The sequence below is a fragment of the Halomonas sp. RT37 genome, from assembly GCF_040070525.1.
Classification (GTDB): Bacteria; Pseudomonadota; Gammaproteobacteria; order Pseudomonadales; family Halomonadaceae; genus Halomonas; species Halomonas litopenaei.
Genome location: NZ_CP098827.1, coordinates 64,729 through 85,296, shown reverse-complemented (window position 1 = coordinate 85,296; position 20,568 = coordinate 64,729). Strand labels below are relative to the sequence as shown.

The window sequence follows — 20,568 nt, the reverse complement described above, 5'->3', positions numbered from 1 at the left end:
CAAACGCTTATATGACTTTAAAATAACTCAATAACACGATGATAACGTTACTTTTCGTGGCAGCACTGCCCAATTCTATGCTTTTCGCGGCAATGGCACAGCGTCTGTCGTGCTCTCTCGAAGTCCACTTCACTTGCCGGGAAGTAGCCCCCATCTCGTATTGCGAGCTTCACACCCCGCTGGCTATCACGACGCCGATCCACACTTGCCCAAAGTGGGTGGGCGCGGTCTAGGCGACCTTTCCCCTGCGCTCATACCGTCGCCTGGCCCCTTGGGGATAGTGTCTACACCGCACCCAACCGCCCAGTGAAGCTTCGCACCACGGCATTGCTATAGACGTATGTCTTAGCCCATCAATCTCATGTTTTTAAAGGATAAATCAGATGCCGGTGGGGTTGGCACCGTCTCCCCAGCGATAAGGCCTGGAATATAGTTTCAAATGAAACTATATTCCAGGCATGCCATAGCGATGATGTGACCGCCTCGACCCGAGCTTTATCACAGGACTCAGTATGCAGTGGGGCGGCGAGCATCCCGACACGCCACCTCATCATCCTGAGCGGAGGATTTCCCGATGTCCCGACGTCTCGACCAGACGCCGCTTGCGTATCAAAGCGGTTTTCGTAATCACTTCGCCAGCGAAGCGCTGCCCGGCGCCCTGCCCCAGGGGCAGAACTCGCCCCAGCGCTGCGCCTACGGGCTCTACGCCGAGCAGCTCACCGGCTCGGCCTTCACCGCGCCGCGCAGCCATAACCTGAGAAGCTGGCTCTACCGCATCCGCCCCTCGGTGGCCCAGAGCGCCTACCGCCCGCTGGAGCACGGCGGTCTCGCCACCGCGCCGCTGTCACGTCCCGCCGCGGACCCCAACCAGATGCGCTGGGACCCGGCTCCCCTGCCCGAGGCGGCCACCGACTTCATCGATGGTCTTGCCACCATCGCGGTCAATGGCGACGCCGGCACCCAGGCCGGCTGCGGTGTCCATGTCTATGCCTGCAACCAGGACATGACCGAACGCTTCTTCTACAACGCCGACGGCGAACTGTTGATCGTGCCTCAGCTGGGCACCCTGCGCCTGGGCACAGAGTTCGGCGCGCTCGAGGTGGGCAACGGCGAGATCGCGGTGATCCCGCGCGGGGTCAAGTTCCAGGTCCGCATCAGTGAGGGCGACCAGGCCCGGGGCTATGTCTGCGAAAACTACGGCAGTCCCCTGGAGCTGCCGGGGCTCGGCCCCATCGGCGCCAACGGCCTGGCCAACCCGCGCGACTTCCAGTCGCCGGTGGCCGCCTACGAGGACCTCGAGGGCGACTTCGAACTGGTGGCCAAGTTCTCCGGGGCTCTGTGGGCGACCCGGCTGGACCACTCGCCGCTGGACGTGGTCGCCTGGCACGGCAACGTGGCGCCCTACAAGTACGACCTGGCCAACTTCAACACCATCAATACGGTCAGCTTCGACCATCCGGATCCTTCGATCTTCACCGTGCTGACGTCAGCGTCGGACACCGAGGGCATGGCCAACATCGACTTCGTGATCTTTCCGCCGCGCTGGATGGTGGCCGACAACACCTTCCGCCCGCCCTACTTCCATCGCAACCTGATGAGCGAGTTCATGGGCCTGATCCACGGCGAGTACGACGCCAAGGCCGAAGGTTTCCTGCCCGGCGGCGCCAGCCTGCACAACTGCATGTCGCCCCACGGCCCCGACGCCGAGACCTTCGAGAAGGCCTCCGACGCCAGCCTCGAGCCTCAGTATCAGGGGGCGACCCTGGCCTTCATGTTCGAGAGCCGCTACGTCTTCCAGCCTACCGAAAAGGCGCTGGCCGCCGATTTCCGCCAGCGCGACTACGTGGATGTGTGGAAGGGACTCAAGTCCCACTTCGATCCGACGCGGCCCTGACCGACCTCTGCTTTGACCACAAGGAACCCTCTGATGAAACTGGCCACCCTCAAGAGCGGACGCGACGGCGAGCTGATCGTCGTCTCCCGCGACCTGACCCACGCCGTACGCGTGCCGCAGATTGCCACCACCCTGCAACAGCTCGTCGAAGACTGGGACGAGCTGGCCCCGCGCCTTGAAGAGATCTACCAGCGCCTCAACGACGGCGCCGCCGAGGAGGCCTTCGAGCTCGATCTTCAAGCGCTGCACTCGCCGCTGCCGCGTACCTATCACTGGGCCGACGGCTCGGCCTATCTCAACCATGTGCAACTGGTGCGCCAGGCGCGCAACGCCGAGATGCCGGAGACCTTCTGGACCGACCCGCTGATGTACCAGGGCGGCGGCGACAGCTTCATCGGTCCCTATGACGATATCGAGGCGGTCAGCGAAGACCACGGCATCGACTTCGAGGGCGAGATCGCGGTGATCACCGACGACGTGCCGATGGCGGTGAGCCCCGAACAGGCAACCGGCCACATCAAGCTGCTGATGCTGGTCAACGACGTCAGTCTGCGCGGCCTGATCCCCGGGGAGCTGGCCAAGAGCTTCGGCTTCTTCCAGGCCAAGCCGGCCTCGAGCTTCTCGCCCATCTGCGTCACCCCGGACGAGCTGGGCGAGGCGTGGAAGGATGGCCGCGTGCACCTGCCGCTGACGGTCCATCTGAACGGCGACAAGTTCGGCGAGCCCGAGTCCGGCCCGGACATGATCTTCAACTTCCCGCAACTGGTGGCCCACGCCGCCCGCACCCGCTACCTGGGCGCCGGCGCGGTGGTCGGCTCCGGCACCGTGTCCAATCCGGATCCGAATGGCGGTCCCGGAAAGCCGGTGGCCGACGGCGGCGTCGGCTACAGCTGCCTGGCCGAGGTACGAATGGTCGAGAAGATCCTGCACGGCGACAGCAAGACGCCCTTCCTGCGCTTTGGTGACCGGGTGCGCATCGAGATGTTCGACAAGGCCGGCCAGAGCATCTTCGGCGCCATCGACCAGCGAGTGGTGAAGTACCAACCCAAGGACTGAGCCAGCCCCCTTGAGTCCTGGGGCGGACGTCCACCACCGTCGACGCCTCGACGCCCGCCGTCCCCGGCGGGCGTCCCGCCACCGCTCGGGCCGCCACACGAGCATCTGGCCCGCCCCCGCCAATTTCTGGAACCTGCCATGCAACTCTACGGTTACTTTCGCTCTTCGGCGGCCTATCGCGTGCGCATCGTCGCCAACCTCAAGGGCATCACCCTCGACCATCACCCGGTCAATCTGGTCAAGGGCGAGCAGCGTGATGCCGACAATCTGGCGCGCAATCCCCAGGGCCTGGTGCCGACCCTGGTCACCGACCAGGGACAGGCGCTGACCCAATCCCTGGCGCTTTGCGAATACCTCGACGAGCGCTACCCCGAACCGCCGCTGCTGCCCGGCTCCGCCGAGCATCGGGCGCAGATCCGGGCACTGGCCCAGGCCGTCGCCTGCGAGATCCACCCGCTGAACAATCTGCGGGTGCTCAAGCACCTGACCGGCGAACTCGGGCTATCGGATGACGCCAGGCTCGACTGGTACCGCCACTGGGTAGCAACGGGACTGACCGCCGTCGAGGCGATGCTTGAGCACACCATGGGCGACTTCTGCGTCGGCAACGAGCCGACCCTGGCCGACGTCTGCCTGGTGCCCCAGGTGTTCAACGCCGAGCGCTTCGAGTGCGACCTCGCGCCTTTTGCGCGAGTGCGCGCGGTCTCGGAGCGAGCGCGAGCGCTGCCGGCCTTCGACAAGGCGGCACCGGGTGTTCAGCCTGACGCTGTGTGAGATCGGCTACAATAAGCCGACTAAGGAAATACTGACGGAACGATGTCTGCCTCCAAGCAGCAGCATCGACACCGCGAAGGGAGCGCTTTTCGCGCTCCCTTCGCTTTCCCTGACCCAACCGTCACTGACACAAGGAGTTGCGTGTGCTGAACCCGACCTCCCGCGCCACCGTGGCCCTGCTGGCGGCGCTGACCGCCCTGGGCCCCCTGGCCACCGACATGTACCTGCCGGCCATGCCCGCCATGCGCGAGGCGCTGGGCACCGGAGCCGATCAGATCCAGCTGACCCTGTCGCTGTATCTGATCGGCTTCGCCATGGCGCAGCTGCTGTGCGGTCCGCTGTCCGATCGCTTCGGACGCAAGCCGGTGCTGGCACTCGGGATGGGGGTCTTTCTGCTGGCGAGCCTGGTCTGCGCCTTCGCGCCGAATATCGAGACGCTGCTGGTGGCACGCTTCTTCCAGGCCCTGGGAGGCTCGGCGGGGCCGGTGCTCGGCCGCGCCGCGGTGCGCGACATCCACGGTCCCTTCGAGGCCAGTCGCATCCTCTCCTACATGGCCAGTGTCATGGCGCTGGCCCCGGCGCTGGCCCCGGTGGTCGGTGCGGGACTACTGGTGTGGTTCGGCTGGGACGCCATCTTCCTGCTGCTGGCGCTCTACGCCGCCGCCATGCTGGGGCTGATCGCAATGATGCCCGAGCCGCTGCCGCGGGACCGACGCCAGTCGATCAAGCCCTCGGCGCTGGCCATCACCTTCCGCTCGCTGCTCGGCCAGCGCGACTTCGTCGGTTATACCCTGGCCAACGCGGCCGCCTTCTCCGGTCTGTTCGCCTTTCTGTCGGGTTCGTCGTTCGTGCTGATCGACTACATGGGGGTCAGCCCCGACGTCTACGGCTACCTGTTCGCCGCCATCGTGCTCGGTTTCTTCATCGGCTCGCTGACCAGCGCCAAGCTCAGTCGTCGCCGCAGCCGTCACCAGCTGCTGGTCGCCGCCAGCCTGATCGCCGCCCTCGGCGGCTCTGCCATGGCGCTGCTCGCGCTGGCCGGGGTGCATACCCCCTGGGCGGTCATCGGCCCCCACATGGCCTACATGATCGGCTTCGGCATCATCATGCCGCAGACCATGGGCGGCGCCCTGGCACCCACCCCCCACTGCGCAGGCTCGGCCTCGGCGCTGTTCGGCTTTATCCAGATGAGCATCGCCGCCGGCGTCGGCGCCCTGGTCGGCCAGTTTCATGATGGCACCTCCCACAGCATGGCCATCGCCATCGGCCTGTCCGGTGTGCTGGCGCTGGTCTGCTACCACTTTATCGTCACCGACAAGGGCGACCTGGAAGCGCAGACGGCGTCGGCCTGACGACCAAGCGCTGCGGGACCCTCGAACCTTAACGACAGCGGCCCCGCCTGTTTTCAGACGGGGCCGCTGTCGCTTCAGCAGGGCGTATCTACTGACGCCAGGCGCGCACGAACATCCAAGTGCCGAGGCCCCAGGCGCCGTTGACCAGAAAGCCGATGGGGAAGATCGCCGGGTCGATGCCGCGCCCCTTGAGCGGGAACACCACCAGCATGGCCACCAGGGTCAGGGCGATGCCGCCGAACAACCCTGCCTTCCACCAGCCCCCCTGATCGATCCGCCTGAGCGCGAACACCAGCATCATCACAAGCCCCCAGACGCCGCCCCAGAAGCTTGCCGAGCACCAGGCCGGCACGCCCAGGGGGGCAGCGGGTGAGGTGGAATAGGGGGCAAAGGGGATCACCCCGTAGGCGTGCAACAGCCCCACTACCGGCTGGTGGAAGCACAGCACGGCGAGAAAGCCGGCAACGAAGGCCAGGACCAGATGACGGGTCATGCAAGACTCCAGAAAGTACAGTGACTGGGTGGTAAAGGCGCGAGCTTCGGTGACGCCTCGATCACCAAGGGCGATGCCTCAGTCACGAGGATAGAGACCGCCCTCGCCCATCAGTACCGCCTGCCCCGCGATCTCGACGGTGACCTTGTCCTTGTCGTCGCGGGTGGCGCGGGCATGGATCTGGCTTGGGCGGTGCATTGCCTCGCCCTGGTGGATGCGCCAGTTGTTGCCCTGGCTCTTCGACTGCTGTCCCAGAAAGCCCGCCAGCGCCGCCGCCGCGCTGCCGGTGGCGGGGTCCTCGACAAAGCTGCCGGCGTGGCGCGAGAACATGCGTGCGTGAATCTCGCCGGATTCCTTGGCCTCGCGCACATAGAAGTAGACCTGCTCCACGGCGCTGGGTGACACATGCCGCTGCCAGGCTTCACCATCGAGCGCCAGCCGCGCCAGCGCCTGGACGTTGACCAGTTCGACCAGGTGAAACGGCAATCCGCAGGAGGCCTGGACCGGGTCCGCGGCGACGTCATCGAGCTCGAGCCCGGCCAGCTCCGCTGCGCTGGACTGGCCCAGCGTGCTGGTGCCGACCTCCGGCGCGCGCGCCATCTTGAAGCGTGCCAGGTCGCCCTCGTAGGTCACCTTGAGCGGCCCGCCAGCCAGATCCAGGATGACCGGGCTATCGGCGCTGACCTCGCCAGCATGCACCAGCCCCTGGGCGGCGATCAGATGGGCCACGCCAATGCTCGGATGGCCGGCAAACGGTAGCTCGCGGTGAGGAGTGAAGATACGTACCGGAAAATGCCGGCTCGCCTGGGCCCGCCCGACGAAGGCCGTCTCGGCCAGGTTCAGCTCGTTGGCGATAGCCTGCATGCGCTCCCCCGCGATACCGTCGGCGTCGAGAAACACCGCCAGTGGATTCCCGGCGAACGGTTGGTCGGTGAACACATCGAGCAGGTAGTAGCGGGTCAGGGACGGCAGCATAGGCGGCTCCACTTGAACTTGGTAGACCAGGGCCAGGCTACATGCGCCCGACACCGGTGGCGCCTTCCAGCATAGAGGCCCCGGCGTCCACCTTGCCAGCGCGCGAACGAGCAAACCCCTCTACGGCAAAGTCAACGCTAGAGCGTTGGCAAGCATCCGTCACCGCCTTTACGGCCTCCCTAATCTGATGAGGGGCACGGCAAGCGCTCTTCGAGGCTGAACTCAGTGTGCACCAGCGGTACACTAGCGCCCGTTCCCACTGCCGAGGCCGCCGTGATGTCCCACCTGCTCTCCATCGACTCCCTGTCCCGCGACGATATCGATCACCTGATGCGAGTGGCGGCCGCCATGGAACCCGTCGCCCAACGACGCAAGGTCACCCGGGTGCTGGAAGGCGCGGTGCTCGGCAACCTGTTCTTCGAGGCCAGCACCCGTACCCGCGTCAGCTTCCACACCGCCTTCTCGCGGCTCGGCGGCAGCGTCTGCGACACCACCGGCTTCACCTTCTCGTCGATGGCCAAGGGCGAATCGCTCTACGACACCAGCCGCGTGATGGCCGGCTACTGCGACGCCATCGTCATGCGCCACCCGGACCAGGGCTCGGTGGCCGAGTTCGCCAGCGCCACCCATGTGCCGGTGATCAACGCCGGTGACGGCCCCGGCGAGCACCCGAGCCAGGCGCTGCTGGACTTCTACACCATCGACAAGGAATTCAGCCGCCAGGGCAAGACCCTCAAGGGTGCCCACGTGCTGATGACCGGCGATCTGAAGTACGGCCGTACGGTGCACTCGTTGATCAAGCTGCTGGCGCTCTACGCGCCCATGCGCGTGACCCTGGTGGCCCCGCCGGGACTCGAGATGCCCAACCACCTGATCGAGCGGGTCAGCCGCCAGGGCCTGGACGTGGAGGTACGCGAGAGCCTGGCCGGTGACTTCTCCGATGTCGACGTGGTCTACACCACCCGCATCCAGAAGGAGCGCTTCACCGCCGAGATGAGCGAAGGCTTCAACCTGTCGCGGGACTTCACCGTCCACCGCGCCTTCATGGACAGCCGCTGCAACCCGTCCACCATCATCATGCACCCGCTGCCCCGGGACAGCCGTCCGGAGGCCAATGATCTGGACGTCGACCTCAACGGCGACCCGCGCCTGGCGATCTTCCGCCAGACCGACAACGGCATTCCGGTGCGCATGGCGATCTTCGCCACCCTGCTCAAGGTCGAGCACCTGATCGAACGCGACCTGCGCGACGTGCCCTGGTTTGTGCCGGGCAGCGTCGGTGTCGACGACGCCAAGTTCTAGCTGCAGCGGTGCCGGGCGGGAGCCTGGCACCGGCGCCACAGGTTCAGGGGCGCTCCTGCCAGAAGCGCGAGAACAGCTCGGCCTGGGTGTTGATCCCGAGCTTGGCGTACAGGTGCTTCTTGTGGACCCTGACGGTCTCCACCGAGATGGACAGGCGTCGGGCGATCTCCTTGGTCGACCCGCCGCCCAGCATCAACTGGCTCACCTCGCGCTCGCGATCGGTCAGCCCGAAGCGGGTCGCCGTCTCTTCGACGCCACCTCGGTGCGGATGCCAGGGATGGGGGCCGGGCGTCTCGCCGCAGCGCTCGAAGTGCATGCGCAGTCGCATCAGCTCACCGAGCCAGGGCTCGACCAGATGCAGCAGGCCGATTTCGCTGTGCAGGAAGGTTCGGGTGGAACCCAGCGACAGGCACAGGGTACGACCAGCGCCCAGTGACCGATTGATCTGCACCTCGTCACTGACGATATTGCGCCGGAAGTAGCGCTGGTAGTACTCGGTCGCGGTGAACCGTGCCGGGGCCACGTCATCCAGCGTTACCAGGCCATCGAGACCATTGTCGCGGGCGGCGACGTAGAAGGGATCCAGCAGATACAGGCCGCGCTGGTAGTCCTCGAACAGGCTTTCATCGGCGCCGTCGTCCTCGTCGCTTTCGGCCAGGATCGTCGGCGGCTGGTCGGCGTGGAAGACCAGCGCCACCCAGGTGTTGTAGACGATGTGGCGCGCCAGGGTGCGGCTGACGGCCTCCCAGAAGTCTTCACTTTCCAGGCGTGCCAGCAGGCGCGCGAAGTCGCGATGCCAGCCCATCGCCTCGAGCATTCCCGTGGTTCCTTCCTCACTGTTCTGCGACATCTGACGGCGCCTCACCCTATGGGGGTAACCCTGCCATGGAATAGGCAGCCTCGGTGAATAGAGGATACTGACATTCTATAAAACGCCAACCGACAACAACGGCTGTGGAGTCTTCCATGCAGATAGCCCTGGCACAACTTCCCGGCATCGAGGGAAACATCGAGGCCAACCTGGACGCCGCCCTGAGCACCCTGGAACGACACGGCGACCAGGTGTCGCTGGTGGTCTTTCCCGAAACGCATCTCAGCGGCTTTGCCGAACAAGACCACGTCGACGATCGTGCCCTGGCGCTCGATGGCCCGGAGGTGGCTCGTCTGATCCAGGCCAGCCGTGACCACGACTGCGCCCTGGCCATCGGCCTGCTCGAGCGGGCCGCCGATGGTGTCTACAACACCACGCTACTGATCACCCCGGAAGATGGCATCGCCCTCACCTATCGCAAGACCCACCTGTGGCCCGATGAGCGGGAGCTGGTCGGCCTGGGCCAGCGCATCGGTGTCACCCGCTGGCGCGGGCTGACCCTGGGGCTGATGATCTGCTACGACATCGAATTCCCCGAGACCGCACGGGCCCTGGGCGCGCTGGGCACCGACCTGATGCTGGTGACCAACGGCAACATGGACCCCTATGGGCCGGTACACGCCCGCGCCGCCCAGGCCCGCGCCCAGGACAACCAGTGCTTTGTCGCCATGGCCAACCGCTGCGGTGAGGGCGCCGGCCTGACCTTCGCCGGCCACAGCGCGGCGTATTCGCCGCTTGGCGAGACCCTGTTCGAGGCCGATCGCGACGCGGGGGTACACCTGGTATCGCTCGACCTCGAGCTATTGAATCGTGCCCGGCGGGACTATGACTACCTGGCCGATCGACGCGTCTCGCTGGACCTTCAGCGCGACGACGACTCACGAGGCCCCGGTTTCCGCCTCATCTGACCCGGCTTTCCTGACCATGATTGCCTGACCAAGTTTGCCTGGCCATGGTTGCCTGACCCGACTGTCCATCACCAACAACCATAACGCGAGCCCCAAGATGTCTCACTCCAAGCCCCAACTCGGCCTGTGGCAGGTCGTTCTATTCGGCCTTGCCTACATGACACCGATCATCGTCCTCGGCACCTTCGGCGTGCTGGCGGTGGTCTCCGAAGGCGCGGTATCCGGCGCCTACGCGGCGGCACTGATCGCCATGCTGTTCACCGCCCACAGCTATGGCCGCATGGCCAGCGCCTACCCGGTGGCCGGCTCCGCCTACGCCTATGTGCGCCACGCCATCAACGATCGACTGGGTTTCATGGCCGGCTGGGCCATCCTGCTGGACTACCTGTTTTTGCCCATGGTGATCTGGCTGATCGGTGCCGCCTATCTGCACTCGGCCTTTCCGTCCGTGCCAGTGCCGGTGTGGCTGATCGCCTTTATCGCGGTCACCACCTTCATCAACATCATCGGCCTCAAACTAGCAAGCCTGGTCAACAGCGTGCTGATGCTGGTTCAGGTGCTGGTGATCGCCGCCTTCGTCGCCCTGGCGGTGCACTACGTGCTAGGCGACCCCAGCCAGCCGCTGTGGAGCCTGACGCCCTTCCTCGGCAGCGCCGACAGCCCCCAGATGCCACTGCTGATGGCGGGCGCCGCCGTCGCCTGTTACTCCTTTCTCGGCTTTGACGCGGTGACCACCCTGACCGAGGAGACCCGCGACGCCAAGCGGACCCTGCCCCGCGCCATCCTGCTGATCACCCTGCTGGGCGGCCTGATCTTCATCCTGGTGTCCTACTTCGTGCAACTCGCCGCGCCGGGCTACGAGTTCGCCAATGCCGACGCCGCCGCCTACGAGATCGCCCGCAATATCGGCGGAGACGTCTTCGTCTCGATCTTTCTGATCGGCCTGGTCGTCGGCCAGTTTGCCTCCGGCATCGCGGCCCAGGCCAGCGGCTCGCGACTGCTTTACGCCATGGGCCGCGACGGCGTCCTGTCGACCCGCCTGCTTGGGCGCCTGGGACGCTTCGGCACGCCTACCGGTGGCCTGATACTCAGCGGCGTGGTGGCGCTGCTGGCGTTGACCATGGACGTGCTCTCGGCGGCCTCCTTCATCAACTTCGGGGCCTTCCTGGCCTTCGCCCTGGTCAACCTGTCGGTGATCGCCCACTACTACATCAAGCAGGGCCGACGCGGCCTGGCCGACAGCCTGTACTTCCTCGTCGCGCCGACCATCGGTCTGCTGGCGATCCTGTGGCTGATGGCCAGCCTGGACCGCTCCGCGCTGATGCTGGGCGGGATCTGGCTGGCCTGCGGCCTGGCGTGGCTGGCCTGGCTGACCCGCGGCTTCCGCCAGGCGACACCGGAGCTAAGCCTGGAGGGTTGAACCTGCCTGGGTCGATTGCCCCGAAAAAAGCCCGAGGCCAAGGCCTCGGGCTTTTTGGATGCTTCACAAGTTCGGTGCAACAGTGGCGACCTCAGCGGCTCGGCAACCCTTCCTCCCGGGCAAAGAAGCCCTCCAGGATCAGCACCGCGGCGATGCCGTCGACACTTTCCTTGCGGTAATTTCCCCCGTGTCCCTGCTCCCGGGCAATGGCCTTGGCCTCCCGGGTGGTGCCGCGCTCGTCGAACATCTCGCACTCGACCCCGTAGCGGCCAAACAGCCGCTTGCCGAACTTGCGCGCGCGGGTGCTCATCTCGCTCTCGCTGCCGTCCATGTTGAGCGGCAGGCCGACCACAAAACGGTCGGGCTGCCACTCCTCGACCAGCGCGCTCACCCGTTGCCAATCGGGAATGCCATCCCGGGCCGGCAGCGGCTCGAGCTCCCTGGCGCTGCGCAACAGCTCGTTGCCCACCGATACGCCGATGCGCCGGGTGCCGAAGTCGAAGGCCAGGATCAGGCGCTCGCCCGGCTCACGCTTGCGACTGGCCATCAGCCGTGCCCGGCCTCGCGGGTCATCAGGTTCAAGTCGATGCCGAGGATCCCGGCGCTGGCCGACAGGCGCTGCTCCGGCGGCGTCTCGAACAGCACGTTGGCGCGGCCTTCCACGGTCAGCCAGGCGTTGTCCATCAGCTCGTTCTCGAGCTGACCGGACTCCCAGCCGGCGCAGCCCAGACACACCAGAAAGCGCTCGGGGCCCTCGCCCTTGGCCAGCGCCTGGAGCATGTCCATGGAGGTGGTCAGGGCGATATCGTCGGTCACCTGGATGCTCGAATCCCAGGGTTCGGCGGAGCCCGAGTGCAGGATAAAGCCACGATCCTTGTGCACCGGGCCACCGTAGTACACCGGGGCCTGGGCGTTGGCCGCTTCTTCCACGCTGATCTCGAGCTGCTCGAACAGGGCGTCGAGGGTCAGGTCGGTGGGCTTGTTGACGATCACGCCCATGGTGCCGTTCTCGTCGTGGTCGCACAGGTAGCTGAGCGTCCCGGCGAAGTTCGGGTCTTCCAGATGGGGCATGGCCATCAGGAAATGGTTCTTCAAGCTTTGCATGTGACTCCCAGGCGGTCTTGCGCGCCGTCCAGATGCGTGGCCAGGCCTCAGGGCGAGTCGTCGCCCCGACGGCCCGGCAGGATGCCCCCAGTGTACCATCCGGGGGCATGGCGCTCAGTGACTGTGGGGAAAACTCGACGTGATCGACGGTCTAGCCGCGCGCCGCCAGGCGACGCTCGATGGCGTCCATCAGCAGGCCGGCGATGTCTGTGCCGCGCTGGTCATCGATCTCGCGCACGCAGGTCGGGCTGGTGACATTGATCTCGGTGATGTAGTCACCGATCACGTCAAGCCCGACGAACATCAGGCCCTTCTCCTTGATCACCGGCTTGACCTGCTCGACCAGCCAGTAGTCGCGATCGGTCAGCTCGCGGCTGACGCCGCGACCGCCGGCGGCCAGGTTGCCGCGGGTCTCGCCGGCGGACGGGATCCGCGCCAGACCAAAGGGCACCGGCTCGCCATCCACCAGCAGGATACGGGTGTCGCCGTCCTTGATCTCCGGCAGAAAGCGCTGTGCCATGATCTGGCGCCGGCCGCGTTCGGTCAGGGTCTCGATCACCGCCCCCAGGTTCCGCCCCTCGGGGCCGATGTGGAAGATGCCGCTGCCGCCCATGCCGTCCAGCGGCTTCAAGATGACGTCGCCGTGCTCGGCCTGGAAGGCGCGAATCTCGCTGTCGCGACAGGACACCAGGGTCGGTGTGCAGCACTGCGGGAACTGCTGGGCGAACAGCTTTTCGTTGCACTCGAACAGCGGCCGGGTCGGGTTGACCACCAGCACGCCCTCACGCTCGGCGAAGGCCAGCAGATGCACGGCGTTGAGGAAGTGGCCATCCACCGGCGGGTCCTTGCGCATCAGGATGACGTCGAGCTCCGCCAGCGGCCGCGACTCGACCTCGCCCAGGTCGAACCAGTGCTGCGGGTCTCGGTGGACCTTCAGCGGGCGCTGGTGGGCATAGGCGCGGCCTTCCTTGAGGAACAGGTCTTCCTGTTCCATGTAGGAAAGCGACCAGCCGCGATCCTGAGCGGACCACAGCATGGCGAGACTGGTGTCTTTCTTGTAGGTCAGCTGGTCGATGGGGTCCATCACCACGCCGACACGAAGGGGGCGATTGGTCATTCGGGGGTCGTCCGCTAGCGGTAGATGCCGTCAAGTATGCCCGACACCCCAGGCACCACCAAGGTCAGTCGCTGTCGACACTCCTCTTAAACCTGCAAGGCGCCTTTCCGCCGTCCAGCGCACTACCTCAAGCGCTGTCATCGGTCGTGGTGGTGCCAGCGTCCCTGGGCGCCAGGCGCACCCCGCTGTCCTCGATGACGATCAGGCGTCGCTTGTAGAGCCGACCGATGGCCTGCTTGTAGGCATTCTTGCTGACCCCCAGGCGCGCCTTGATCTCGGCGGCCTGACTCTTGTCCGACAGCGGCAGGTAGCCGCCAGCGTCGCGCAGAGCCTTGAGCACCTGCTCGCCGACCACGTCCAGGCGGGCCGAACCCGGCGGCAGCAGCGACAGGTCCAGCCGGCCATCCTCGCGCACCCGCTTGACGTAGCCTGTCAGGCGCTGGCCGCGGCGCAGCGGGCGGCTGATCTCATCGTGATAGATCAGCCCCCAGCAGCGGTGATCGACCACCGCCTTGACCCCCAGGTCGGTGGTGTCGGCGATGACCAGGGCGACCTCATCGCCGGCGCGATGGTCATCGCTGTGATCGGTGATGTAGCGCTCGAGACGCTGGGAGGCCACCGGCCGCCCGCTGCGGTCCTCGCTGACCTTGACCAGCACACGCCGGCCCACGGCCGGCGTCAGGCGCTGTTCGCTGAGTGGCAGCAGCAGGTCACGCTCGTGGCCCCAGTCGAGAAAGGCACCGAAGTCGGTGACCTGCACCACCCGCAGATCCGCCACCTCGCCCATGGCGACCTTGGGTGAGCCGTGGCCCTGACGAGATCGTCCCGACGAGGTCGACCGCGAGGACTTGCCGGCAGCACTTCGAGAACGGCTGTTCGCAGGGTCGTTCGAGGCGCTGTTCGAAGAGCGATGCGAAGACGGCTTGTCATTACTGGAGCGCGGCGGTGTACCACGACGGCGGGAATCTGACATGGGGAGGGGTTCCACAAGAATGTGCAGCCCCATTATGGCGACTGCCGCGGGCATATGATACCGCCCGCGGCACTTGCCTTGCTGACGCCTGCAAGCTCATACCCGCAAGCTCGCACCTACAAGGTCAGGTCCACAGACGGCCTGTACCCTGCCTTTGAGACGAACGCCTGTGCAACGACGCTCAGGTCGGCCAGCTCGGCCCTCGCTTGCTCAACCGCCGGGTGTTGGAGGATGTCTTGCGCCCCAAGGGTTTGATCGCCGCCGTCAGCACCTGGTCGGGGCTGCGGCCACTGATCGCCGCCCGCTGGGCGGCCATCGCGGCCTGGGTAAAGGCCGTCATCTTCTCGGTGACCATGCGCAGGTCCTCGCCAGGAGCCACCGACCAGAACCCTTTCATCCCCATCAGTCGCATGCCGATCACCATCTGGGCCTCGACCAGCATCTGGGTCATCTTCATCCCCATCATCCAGTAGCCAAGGGGCGTACCCCATTGAGCCATCGGGGAGGCTGCACGACGTCTCGCCATCATCCTTCTCCTTCATCAGCGGGCAGGAATACCCATTTCAGAGTAGTTGGGTAGACGCTATCCCTTACAAGCTACTCGATCCGGGCGCCCAGCGCTCACCTCAATGACGGTGATTTTCTTCATCGACAGCGACTGATGGGAAAGGCTCAGCTCTCGCGCTTGCCATCCACCAGGCGGCTGACGTTCAGCGGGTTGCCGTCCTTGAGCGCTTGCGGCAGCAGGGCGTCCGGCAGGTTCTGATAGCACACCGGGCGCAGGAAGCGGTAGATGGCGGCGCTGCCGACCGAGGTGGTGCGCGAGTCAGAGGTGGCCGGATAGGGGCCACCGTGGACCATGGCGTGGCACACCTCGACCCCGGTGGGCCAGCCGTTGGCCATTACCCGACCGGCACGCCGCTCGAGGATCGGCAAAAGGCCACGGGCCGCGTCGATGTCGCCGTCGTCCATCTGCAGGGTCGCGGTCAGCTGGCCCTCGAGGCCCTCGGCCAGTGCCTTGACCTCGTCCAGGTCGGCACACTCGACCACCAGCGAGGTCGAACCGAATACCTCGGCCTGCAGCGCCTCATCATTGAGGAAGTCGCTGGCCTTGGCCACGAACAGGCCGGCCTGGCACTGGTTGGGGCCGTCGCCCTGGGGGCCGCGCGCCACTTCACGGGCCTTGTCGCTGCCGCCCAGGGTGCTGACGCCCTGGGTGTAGGCGTCGTGGATGCCCGGCGTCAGCATGGTCTGGGCGCCGGCGCCTTTGACCGCTTCGGCGGCGGCTTCGACGAAGCCGTCGAGCGCCTCGCCCTTGACCGCGATCACCAGCCCCGGGTTGGTGCAGAACTGACCGGCACCCATGGTCAGCGAGCCGACAAAGGCCTCGCCCAGCGCCTTGCCACGGGCCTTGAGCGCCTCGGGCAGCAGGAACACCGGATTGATCGAGCTCATCTCGGCGTACACCGGGATCGGCTCGGGACGCGCCTGGGCGGTCTTCATCAGGGCGGTGCCACCGCTGCGCGAGCCGGTGAAGCCCACCGCCTTGATCCGCGCGTCGCTGACCAGCCCCTGGCCGACCTCGCGACCGGAACCGAACAGCAGCGAGAACACGCCTTCCGGCAGTTCACAGCGGGCCACCGCCTTCTGCAGCGCGCGGCCGACCAGCTCCGAGGTGCCGGGGTGGGCCGAGTGGGCCTTGACCACCACCGGGCAGCCGGCAGCCAGGGCCGAGGCGGTGTCGCCGCCGGCCACCGAGAACGCCAGTGGGAAGTTGGAGGCGCCGAATACCGCCACCGGACCCAGCGCGATGTGGCGCTGGCGCAGGTCGACCCGCGGCATCGGTTCACGGTCCGGCAGGGCTGGATCGTGCCGCACGTCGAGCCATTCGCCGGCGCGCACCACCGAGGCGAACAGACGTAGCTGGCCGCAGGTACGGCCGCGCTCGCCCTCAAGACGTGCCTGGGGCAGGCCGGACTCCTGCATGGCCCGCTCGATCAGGGCATCACCGAGCGCCTCGATCTCGTCGGCGATGGTCTCGAGAAAGGTCGCTCGGGCCTCGAGGCCGGTCTCGCGGTAGCTATCGAAGGCCGCCCAGGCCAGTTCGCAGGCGCGCTCGACCTCGGCCTTGGAACCCGCCTTGTAGCCAGGCTCGAGGGTCTCGCCTGTAGCCGGATTGACGGCATGGATGGGCTCGCCCTTGGCCTCGATGGCCTGGCTGCCGATCAGCTGCTTTCCTTCCAGTGAATACATAAAAAACTCCTTGAAAACTTGCCTTAAAGCGACTCGATTACCGGCTTTGAAGCTGACACGCGCTTCAGCACATTGCTCAACGGGCGCGTGGTGATATCACACTCGATACGCATTTCATCACCATCTTCAAGGGCAATATCATCACCGAAGCTCAGTACCGCGGCGCCAAAGAAGTGAACATGCAACTGGTTCGGCTGACAAAAGGTTGCATACTTGAAATGGTGGTATTCAAGGTTGCTCACCGAGTGACACATGTGCTTTTCACCGCTCATGAAGGGGCGATGCCAAAGCTGTTCGCCACCCCGATGCAATGACACATTTCCCTTGATCTCCTCGGGGAGTTCGCCAACGAAGATCTCGGGACCGATGCTGCAATCGCGCAGTTTTGAATGCGCCAGATACAGGTAGTTCTGTTTTTCCGTCACATGATCGGAAAACTCGTTTGCCAGGGAGAAACCGACTCTGAAGATTCGGCCTTGGTCATTGACGATGTAAATCCCGGCAAGCTCGGCTTCTTCCCCACCATCCAGGGCGAAGTCCGGCATCGTGATCTCGGCAAAAGGGGCGCGTAGCGTATGACCCGTGCCCTTGTAGAACCATTCAGGCTGCGCACCGACCTCGCCTGCTGCGGGCTTCCCTCCGGCGACACCCAGGTCAAACATGCGCTGAGTATCGGTGGGCTGTGCCGTCTTCGCCTCGACGTTTTCGCCTTCATGCATCTGGCTACGCGGAGCCGCGCTGCCAAGATGGGTCAGACCGGTCCCGGTCAACAGCAGGTTGGCAGGCTCGGGGTGGGTGATCGGTGCGCGAAGGCGGCCCTCGCTGATGGCCTTGTCGTAGGACAGGGTGGCATCCGTGCGAAATTCGGACAGCACAGCGTCCAGCTTACGCTCCAGGTTCGCCGCATGAAGCGCAATGGTGTAGAGAGGTTGTGCCAGCAGTTCAAGCTCATCGCCGTTGACGATAGCCGCAACGACCTCGTTACTATCGTTTACCACTTGTACAATATGCATGAATATCTACCTTGTTAATTAATAAACGCAAGGGACAAGCCAGGAATATAAGTAATAACCAGCAGCGCAAGCAGCAGCACCAGGAAGAAGGGAAGCGAGGACCTCAGGAATTGCAAGGTATTCAGCCTGGCGATATTACAGCTCACGAACATCAGCACCCCGAGAGGCGGAGTGATCTGCCCGATCAAGAGATTGAAGAGCATGATGACGCCGAAATGGACGAGACTGATATCCAGAGCATTCAGCAGCGGAATCAAGATCGGAACGAGGACGATGATCACGGCGATGGTTTCCATGAACATGCCGATAACCAGCAACGCAAGGTTAAGCAGCAACAGCACCATCAACGGATCGTCCGTCAGCCCTGTAATCCATGTAACCACCTCCTGCGGCGCTTGCAGAATGCTCAGCGACCAGGCCAAGGGGGCCGAGGCAGCGATAATAATCAGGATGGAAGCAGCTTCACGAGATGTTGAAACAAGCAGCCCGCCCATATCCTTCCAGCTTAATGTCTTGTAGACAAACTTTCCGACGAAGAAGGAATACGCGACAGCGACAGCGGCAACTTCGGTAACCGTAAAGATCCCCATCCGAAAGCCAACGATGATCAGCACGGGCATCAGTAGCGCCCATACCGACTTCTTGAAGTAGCTGGCCACGCGAGAACGTTGGAAGCCTTCATCCTTCGGGTATTGCTTGACGACGCTGATACCGGTGATAAGAAGGGTCAGCAGCAGGGCGATCAGAAGGCCTGGCAAGATGCCTGCAATGAAAAGATCGCCGATGGAGATATTGGCCTGCCAGCCGTACACCACCATCAGGATCGAAGGCGGAATGATCGGCGACAGCGTGGCAGAAGAGGCGGTCAGCGCAACCGAGAACCCCCGATCGTAGCCGTTTCGCTCCATCTGCGGGACCATGACCCGCGTGGTGGCTGCACAGTCGGCAAGAGAAGACCCGGAAATGCCCGCCATCAAGACGCTGGAGAGAACGTTGACGTGGGCGAGCCCGCCTCTCAAGTGGCCTACCAGCGACCGTGTAAAGTCAAAAAGCCGTTCGCTGATGCCACTCTTGTTCATGATGCCGCCGGCGAGCATGAACAGCGGTATTGCCAACAGTGGAAAGGATTCGACCCCGGAAGAAACCCGCTGAGCCAGAACATTCAGCGGAATATCCAGAGAAATAATGGATACGACAGAGGCGCCGAGCATCGCCAGGGCGATCGGCATACCAAGGAGGATCAGGGAGAAAAGTATAGCGAGTATAATAATCAGCATTTCACACCTATACATTTTCCATGTCGGTTTCGAATGCATTGAAAGAGCATTCGACCACAGCGTTCACCATTAAATGAAAAACACTGAACACAAAGAATATCGGCATCGCATAGGCGAACCAGGCAAGCGAGATCCCCAGGATAGGAGAGGTACTGCTGGCAACCGTCTGACAGTACTCGTATCCGAGGAACGCCATGGCGCCAAGAATCACGATAGAAAGGACGAGTACCAGGGTATGTACCACACTTCTTATGCTTCTCGGCATCGCAGCTATCACTGAATCTACAGTGATATGCTGCTTTTCAGCAAAAGCCACACTGGTTCCGACAAATGTCAGCCAAACAATCAATAGTTTCGACACACTTTCGCTCCAGACAAAGGGAGCACCAAGAATGTATCGAAATGCCACCCCCAGTGTGAGAAGCAGTGCCATCACACCGAGGATCACGCCGATGGACACCTTCTCGGTCGCAAGCAGACCGCTGTTCACTTTTACGAGAAAACTAGTCATGTATCACCATTGACCAATCTCCGCCTTGCCCAGCGCGTCAACTCGGCGAGGCAAGGCGGGAGGTAGCAGTAGTTAGTTGCGATAGTTTTCAATCGCGGTCATGACGCGACGATAGTCTTCTTCACCCCAGCGATCGACCAGGTTTTCCCTGGCTTGCACTGCGGCTTCCTCGAAGGAGGCACGGTCGATATCTTCGATGACGTTGATGTTGCCACCCGCACGAAGCTCTTCGAGCATGGAACCTTCACGCTCGGTCTGCAGCTCGTAGTTCTCCTGGGCAAGCTCTTGAACGACCTCTTGGAGAATTTCCTGATGGCTTTCCGACAGTGACTCGAACTTCTGCGAGTTCATCAGGACAACCTGGCTCTGCAGCATATGCCTGCTCATGACCAGTTGATCCTGAACTTCATAGAACTTGCGGGAATAGATGGTGGGAATCGGATTCTCCTGTCCATCGACAGTCCCCTGCTGGAGCGCCAGGTAGACCTCGCTGAACGGAATCGGGGTGGGTGAGGCGTCGAAGGCTTTTACCATTTCTACCCACGCCGGCGACTCGGGCACGCGCACCTTGAGGCCCTTCATATCTTCGACGCTATGCACCTCATCACCGTTGAAGGTGAGGTTGCGCCAGCCCCAGTACCAGGTCTTTGCCAGAGGTACCAGGTTATGCTGCTCCTTCAGCTCGTCAAAGATCGGCTGATAGGCCTCCCCCTCGAGGATATGTCTTGCTTCATCCCAGCTCTGGAAGATGAAAGGCGCGTTTGAAATCTCCATCGCGGGGAGAAGCGTACTGGCACCGGAGTACCCTGGCACGACAATGTCGATGGAGCCGTTCTTGGACTGCTGGAGCAGCTGTACCTCGGAACCTAGCTGCTCACTCGGGAAGACCTGAACCTTGAGCTCACCATCGGTCCTTTCTTCTACCCGTTCGCCCAGCTCACCCAGCAGTTCATAGCTAGCTTCACCAGGATTGAAAGTATGGCCAAGTCGCAGCGTGGTCGCTGCGTGAGCGGTACCAGCGGCAAACACCATGGCGCCTGTTGAAAGCGTGAAGGTTGCAGCGGTCAATAATGCTTTTGCTTGTTTCATCGAGTCACCTGTTGTCGCTGTTTTTTATCGGCCCTGGTGAGGGCGACCGGGCAGCATGCGGGGCCAAAGCTAAAGCAAATGGTCATTGCGCGCAATGACCATTTTGTGAGACTATAGTCTAATCGCCACGATTGCCAAAGCTGATAGGCTTTCCGCCAGTTTGTGATTTCTCTTCCAGAGGCCGTC

Annotated in this window: 20 protein-coding genes; 7 read left to right on the top strand and 13 right to left on the bottom strand. The window is 63.8% G+C overall.

Features of this window, described 5'->3' with window-relative positions:
• Window positions 1-574 precede the first annotated feature (574 nt).
• The 4 genes from hmgA to NFG58_RS00330 all read left to right on the top strand — a co-directional run bounded on the left by hmgA (window position 575) and on the right by NFG58_RS00330 (window position 5,076).
• Window positions 575-1,894: a homogentisate 1,2-dioxygenase gene (gene hmgA / locus NFG58_RS00345; RefSeq protein WP_045993882.1), complete on the top strand. Its 1,320-nt coding sequence runs from the start codon at window positions 575-577 to the stop codon at window positions 1,892-1,894.
• A gap of 33 nt (window positions 1,895-1,927) precedes the next feature.
• The gene (locus NFG58_RS00340) at window positions 1,928-2,950 is read left to right on the top strand and encodes a fumarylacetoacetate hydrolase family protein (RefSeq protein WP_348827379.1); all 1,023 of its coding nucleotides are present in this window, start codon (window positions 1,928-1,930) and stop codon (window positions 2,948-2,950) included.
• Window positions 2,951-3,088: 138 nt separating this feature from the next.
• Window positions 3,089-3,724, top strand: coding sequence for a maleylacetoacetate isomerase (gene maiA, locus NFG58_RS00335; RefSeq protein ID WP_348827378.1), 636 nt, complete (start codon window positions 3,089-3,091; stop codon window positions 3,722-3,724).
• 143 nt (window positions 3,725-3,867) lie between these two features.
• Window positions 3,868-5,076: a multidrug effflux MFS transporter gene (locus NFG58_RS00330; protein WP_348827377.1), complete on the top strand. Its 1,209-nt coding sequence runs from the start codon at window positions 3,868-3,870 to the stop codon at window positions 5,074-5,076.
• Between the two features lie 88 nt (window positions 5,077-5,164).
• On the opposite strand, the gene NFG58_RS00325 is transcribed toward NFG58_RS00330, so the two are convergent.
• Both NFG58_RS00325 and NFG58_RS00320 read right to left on the bottom strand, forming a co-directional pair.
• Window positions 5,165-5,569, bottom strand: a complete 405-nt coding sequence (locus NFG58_RS00325; protein ID WP_348827376.1) for a hypothetical protein — start codon at window positions 5,567-5,569, stop codon at window positions 5,165-5,167.
• A 78-nt stretch (window positions 5,570-5,647) separates the two neighbouring features.
• Entirely contained in the window at window positions 5,648-6,544 is an 897-nt protein-coding gene (locus NFG58_RS00320; RefSeq protein WP_205254706.1) for a PhzF family phenazine biosynthesis protein, read from the bottom strand.
• 273 nt (window positions 6,545-6,817) lie between these two features.
• On the opposite strand from NFG58_RS00320, the gene pyrB reads away from it, so the two are divergent.
• Complete coding sequence (gene pyrB, locus NFG58_RS00315) at window positions 6,818-7,846, top strand: aspartate carbamoyltransferase (RefSeq protein ID WP_124804516.1); 1,029 nt, start codon at window positions 6,818-6,820, stop codon at window positions 7,844-7,846.
• 43 nt (window positions 7,847-7,889) lie between these two features.
• Here the strand turns inward: pyrB and NFG58_RS00310 are convergent, their stop codons facing one another.
• On the bottom strand, window positions 7,890-8,696 hold the full coding sequence (locus NFG58_RS00310; protein WP_052704441.1) for a helix-turn-helix transcriptional regulator: 807 nt from the start codon (window positions 8,694-8,696) through the stop codon (window positions 7,890-7,892).
• Between the two features lie 116 nt (window positions 8,697-8,812).
• Here NFG58_RS00310 and NFG58_RS00305 point away from each other — a divergent pair, with 116 nt between their 5' ends.
• Together NFG58_RS00305 and NFG58_RS00300 are read left to right on the top strand one after the other, a co-directional pair.
• On the top strand, window positions 8,813-9,625 hold the full coding sequence (locus tag NFG58_RS00305; RefSeq protein ID WP_045993850.1) for a carbon-nitrogen hydrolase family protein: 813 nt from the start codon (window positions 8,813-8,815) through the stop codon (window positions 9,623-9,625).
• A 97-nt stretch (window positions 9,626-9,722) separates the two neighbouring features.
• Window positions 9,723-11,045, top strand: a complete 1,323-nt coding sequence (locus NFG58_RS00300; protein ID WP_348827375.1) for an APC family permease — start codon at window positions 9,723-9,725, stop codon at window positions 11,043-11,045.
• A 91-nt stretch (window positions 11,046-11,136) separates the two neighbouring features.
• On the opposite strand, the gene ruvX is transcribed toward NFG58_RS00300, so the two are convergent.
• The 10 genes from ruvX to NFG58_RS00250 form a co-directional block, all read right to left on the bottom strand.
• Window positions 11,137-11,592, bottom strand: coding sequence for a Holliday junction resolvase RuvX (ruvX, locus tag NFG58_RS00295; RefSeq protein WP_045993848.1), 456 nt, complete (start codon window positions 11,590-11,592; stop codon window positions 11,137-11,139).
• Window positions 11,592-12,149: a YqgE/AlgH family protein gene (locus tag NFG58_RS00290; protein WP_045993847.1), complete on the bottom strand. Its 558-nt coding sequence runs from the start codon at window positions 12,147-12,149 to the stop codon at window positions 11,592-11,594. Before NFG58_RS00290 ends, ruvX begins: the two co-directional genes overlap by 1 nt.
• Before the next feature lie 151 nt (window positions 12,150-12,300).
• Complete coding sequence (gene gshB, locus NFG58_RS00285; protein ID WP_213227472.1) at window positions 12,301-13,266, bottom strand: glutathione synthase; 966 nt, start codon at window positions 13,264-13,266, stop codon at window positions 12,301-12,303.
• A 127-nt stretch (window positions 13,267-13,393) separates the two neighbouring features.
• Window positions 13,394-14,053 carry a S1-like domain-containing RNA-binding protein gene (locus NFG58_RS00280; RefSeq protein ID WP_348828107.1) on the bottom strand — a complete coding sequence of 220 codons (660 nt, stop codon included), beginning with the start codon at window positions 14,051-14,053 and terminating at the stop codon, window positions 13,394-13,396.
• A gap of 367 nt (window positions 14,054-14,420) precedes the next feature.
• On the bottom strand, window positions 14,421-14,765 hold the full coding sequence (locus NFG58_RS00275) for a hypothetical protein (RefSeq protein WP_083970522.1): 345 nt from the start codon (window positions 14,763-14,765) through the stop codon (window positions 14,421-14,423).
• A gap of 146 nt (window positions 14,766-14,911) precedes the next feature.
• Window positions 14,912-16,492 carry an aldehyde dehydrogenase (NADP(+)) gene (locus NFG58_RS00270; RefSeq protein ID WP_222568022.1) on the bottom strand — a complete coding sequence of 527 codons (1,581 nt, stop codon included), beginning with the start codon at window positions 16,490-16,492 and terminating at the stop codon, window positions 14,912-14,914.
• Between the two features lie 23 nt (window positions 16,493-16,515).
• Window positions 16,516-17,505 (bottom strand): AraD1 family protein, encoded by a 990-nt coding sequence (araD1, locus tag NFG58_RS00265; RefSeq protein WP_348827374.1) that lies wholly within the window; start codon window positions 17,503-17,505, stop codon window positions 16,516-16,518.
• 14 nt (window positions 17,506-17,519) lie between these two features.
• The gene (locus NFG58_RS00260; RefSeq protein WP_052704569.1) at window positions 17,520-18,782 is read right to left on the bottom strand and encodes a TRAP transporter large permease; all 1,263 of its coding nucleotides are present in this window, start codon (window positions 18,780-18,782) and stop codon (window positions 17,520-17,522) included.
• A gap of 7 nt (window positions 18,783-18,789) precedes the next feature.
• Entirely contained in the window at window positions 18,790-19,293 is a 504-nt protein-coding gene (locus NFG58_RS00255; RefSeq protein WP_348827373.1) for a TRAP transporter small permease, read from the bottom strand.
• 72 nt (window positions 19,294-19,365) lie between these two features.
• Complete coding sequence (locus tag NFG58_RS00250) at window positions 19,366-20,382, bottom strand: TRAP transporter substrate-binding protein (RefSeq protein WP_348827372.1); 1,017 nt, start codon at window positions 20,380-20,382, stop codon at window positions 19,366-19,368.
• Between the last annotated feature and the right edge of the window lie 186 nt (window positions 20,383-20,568).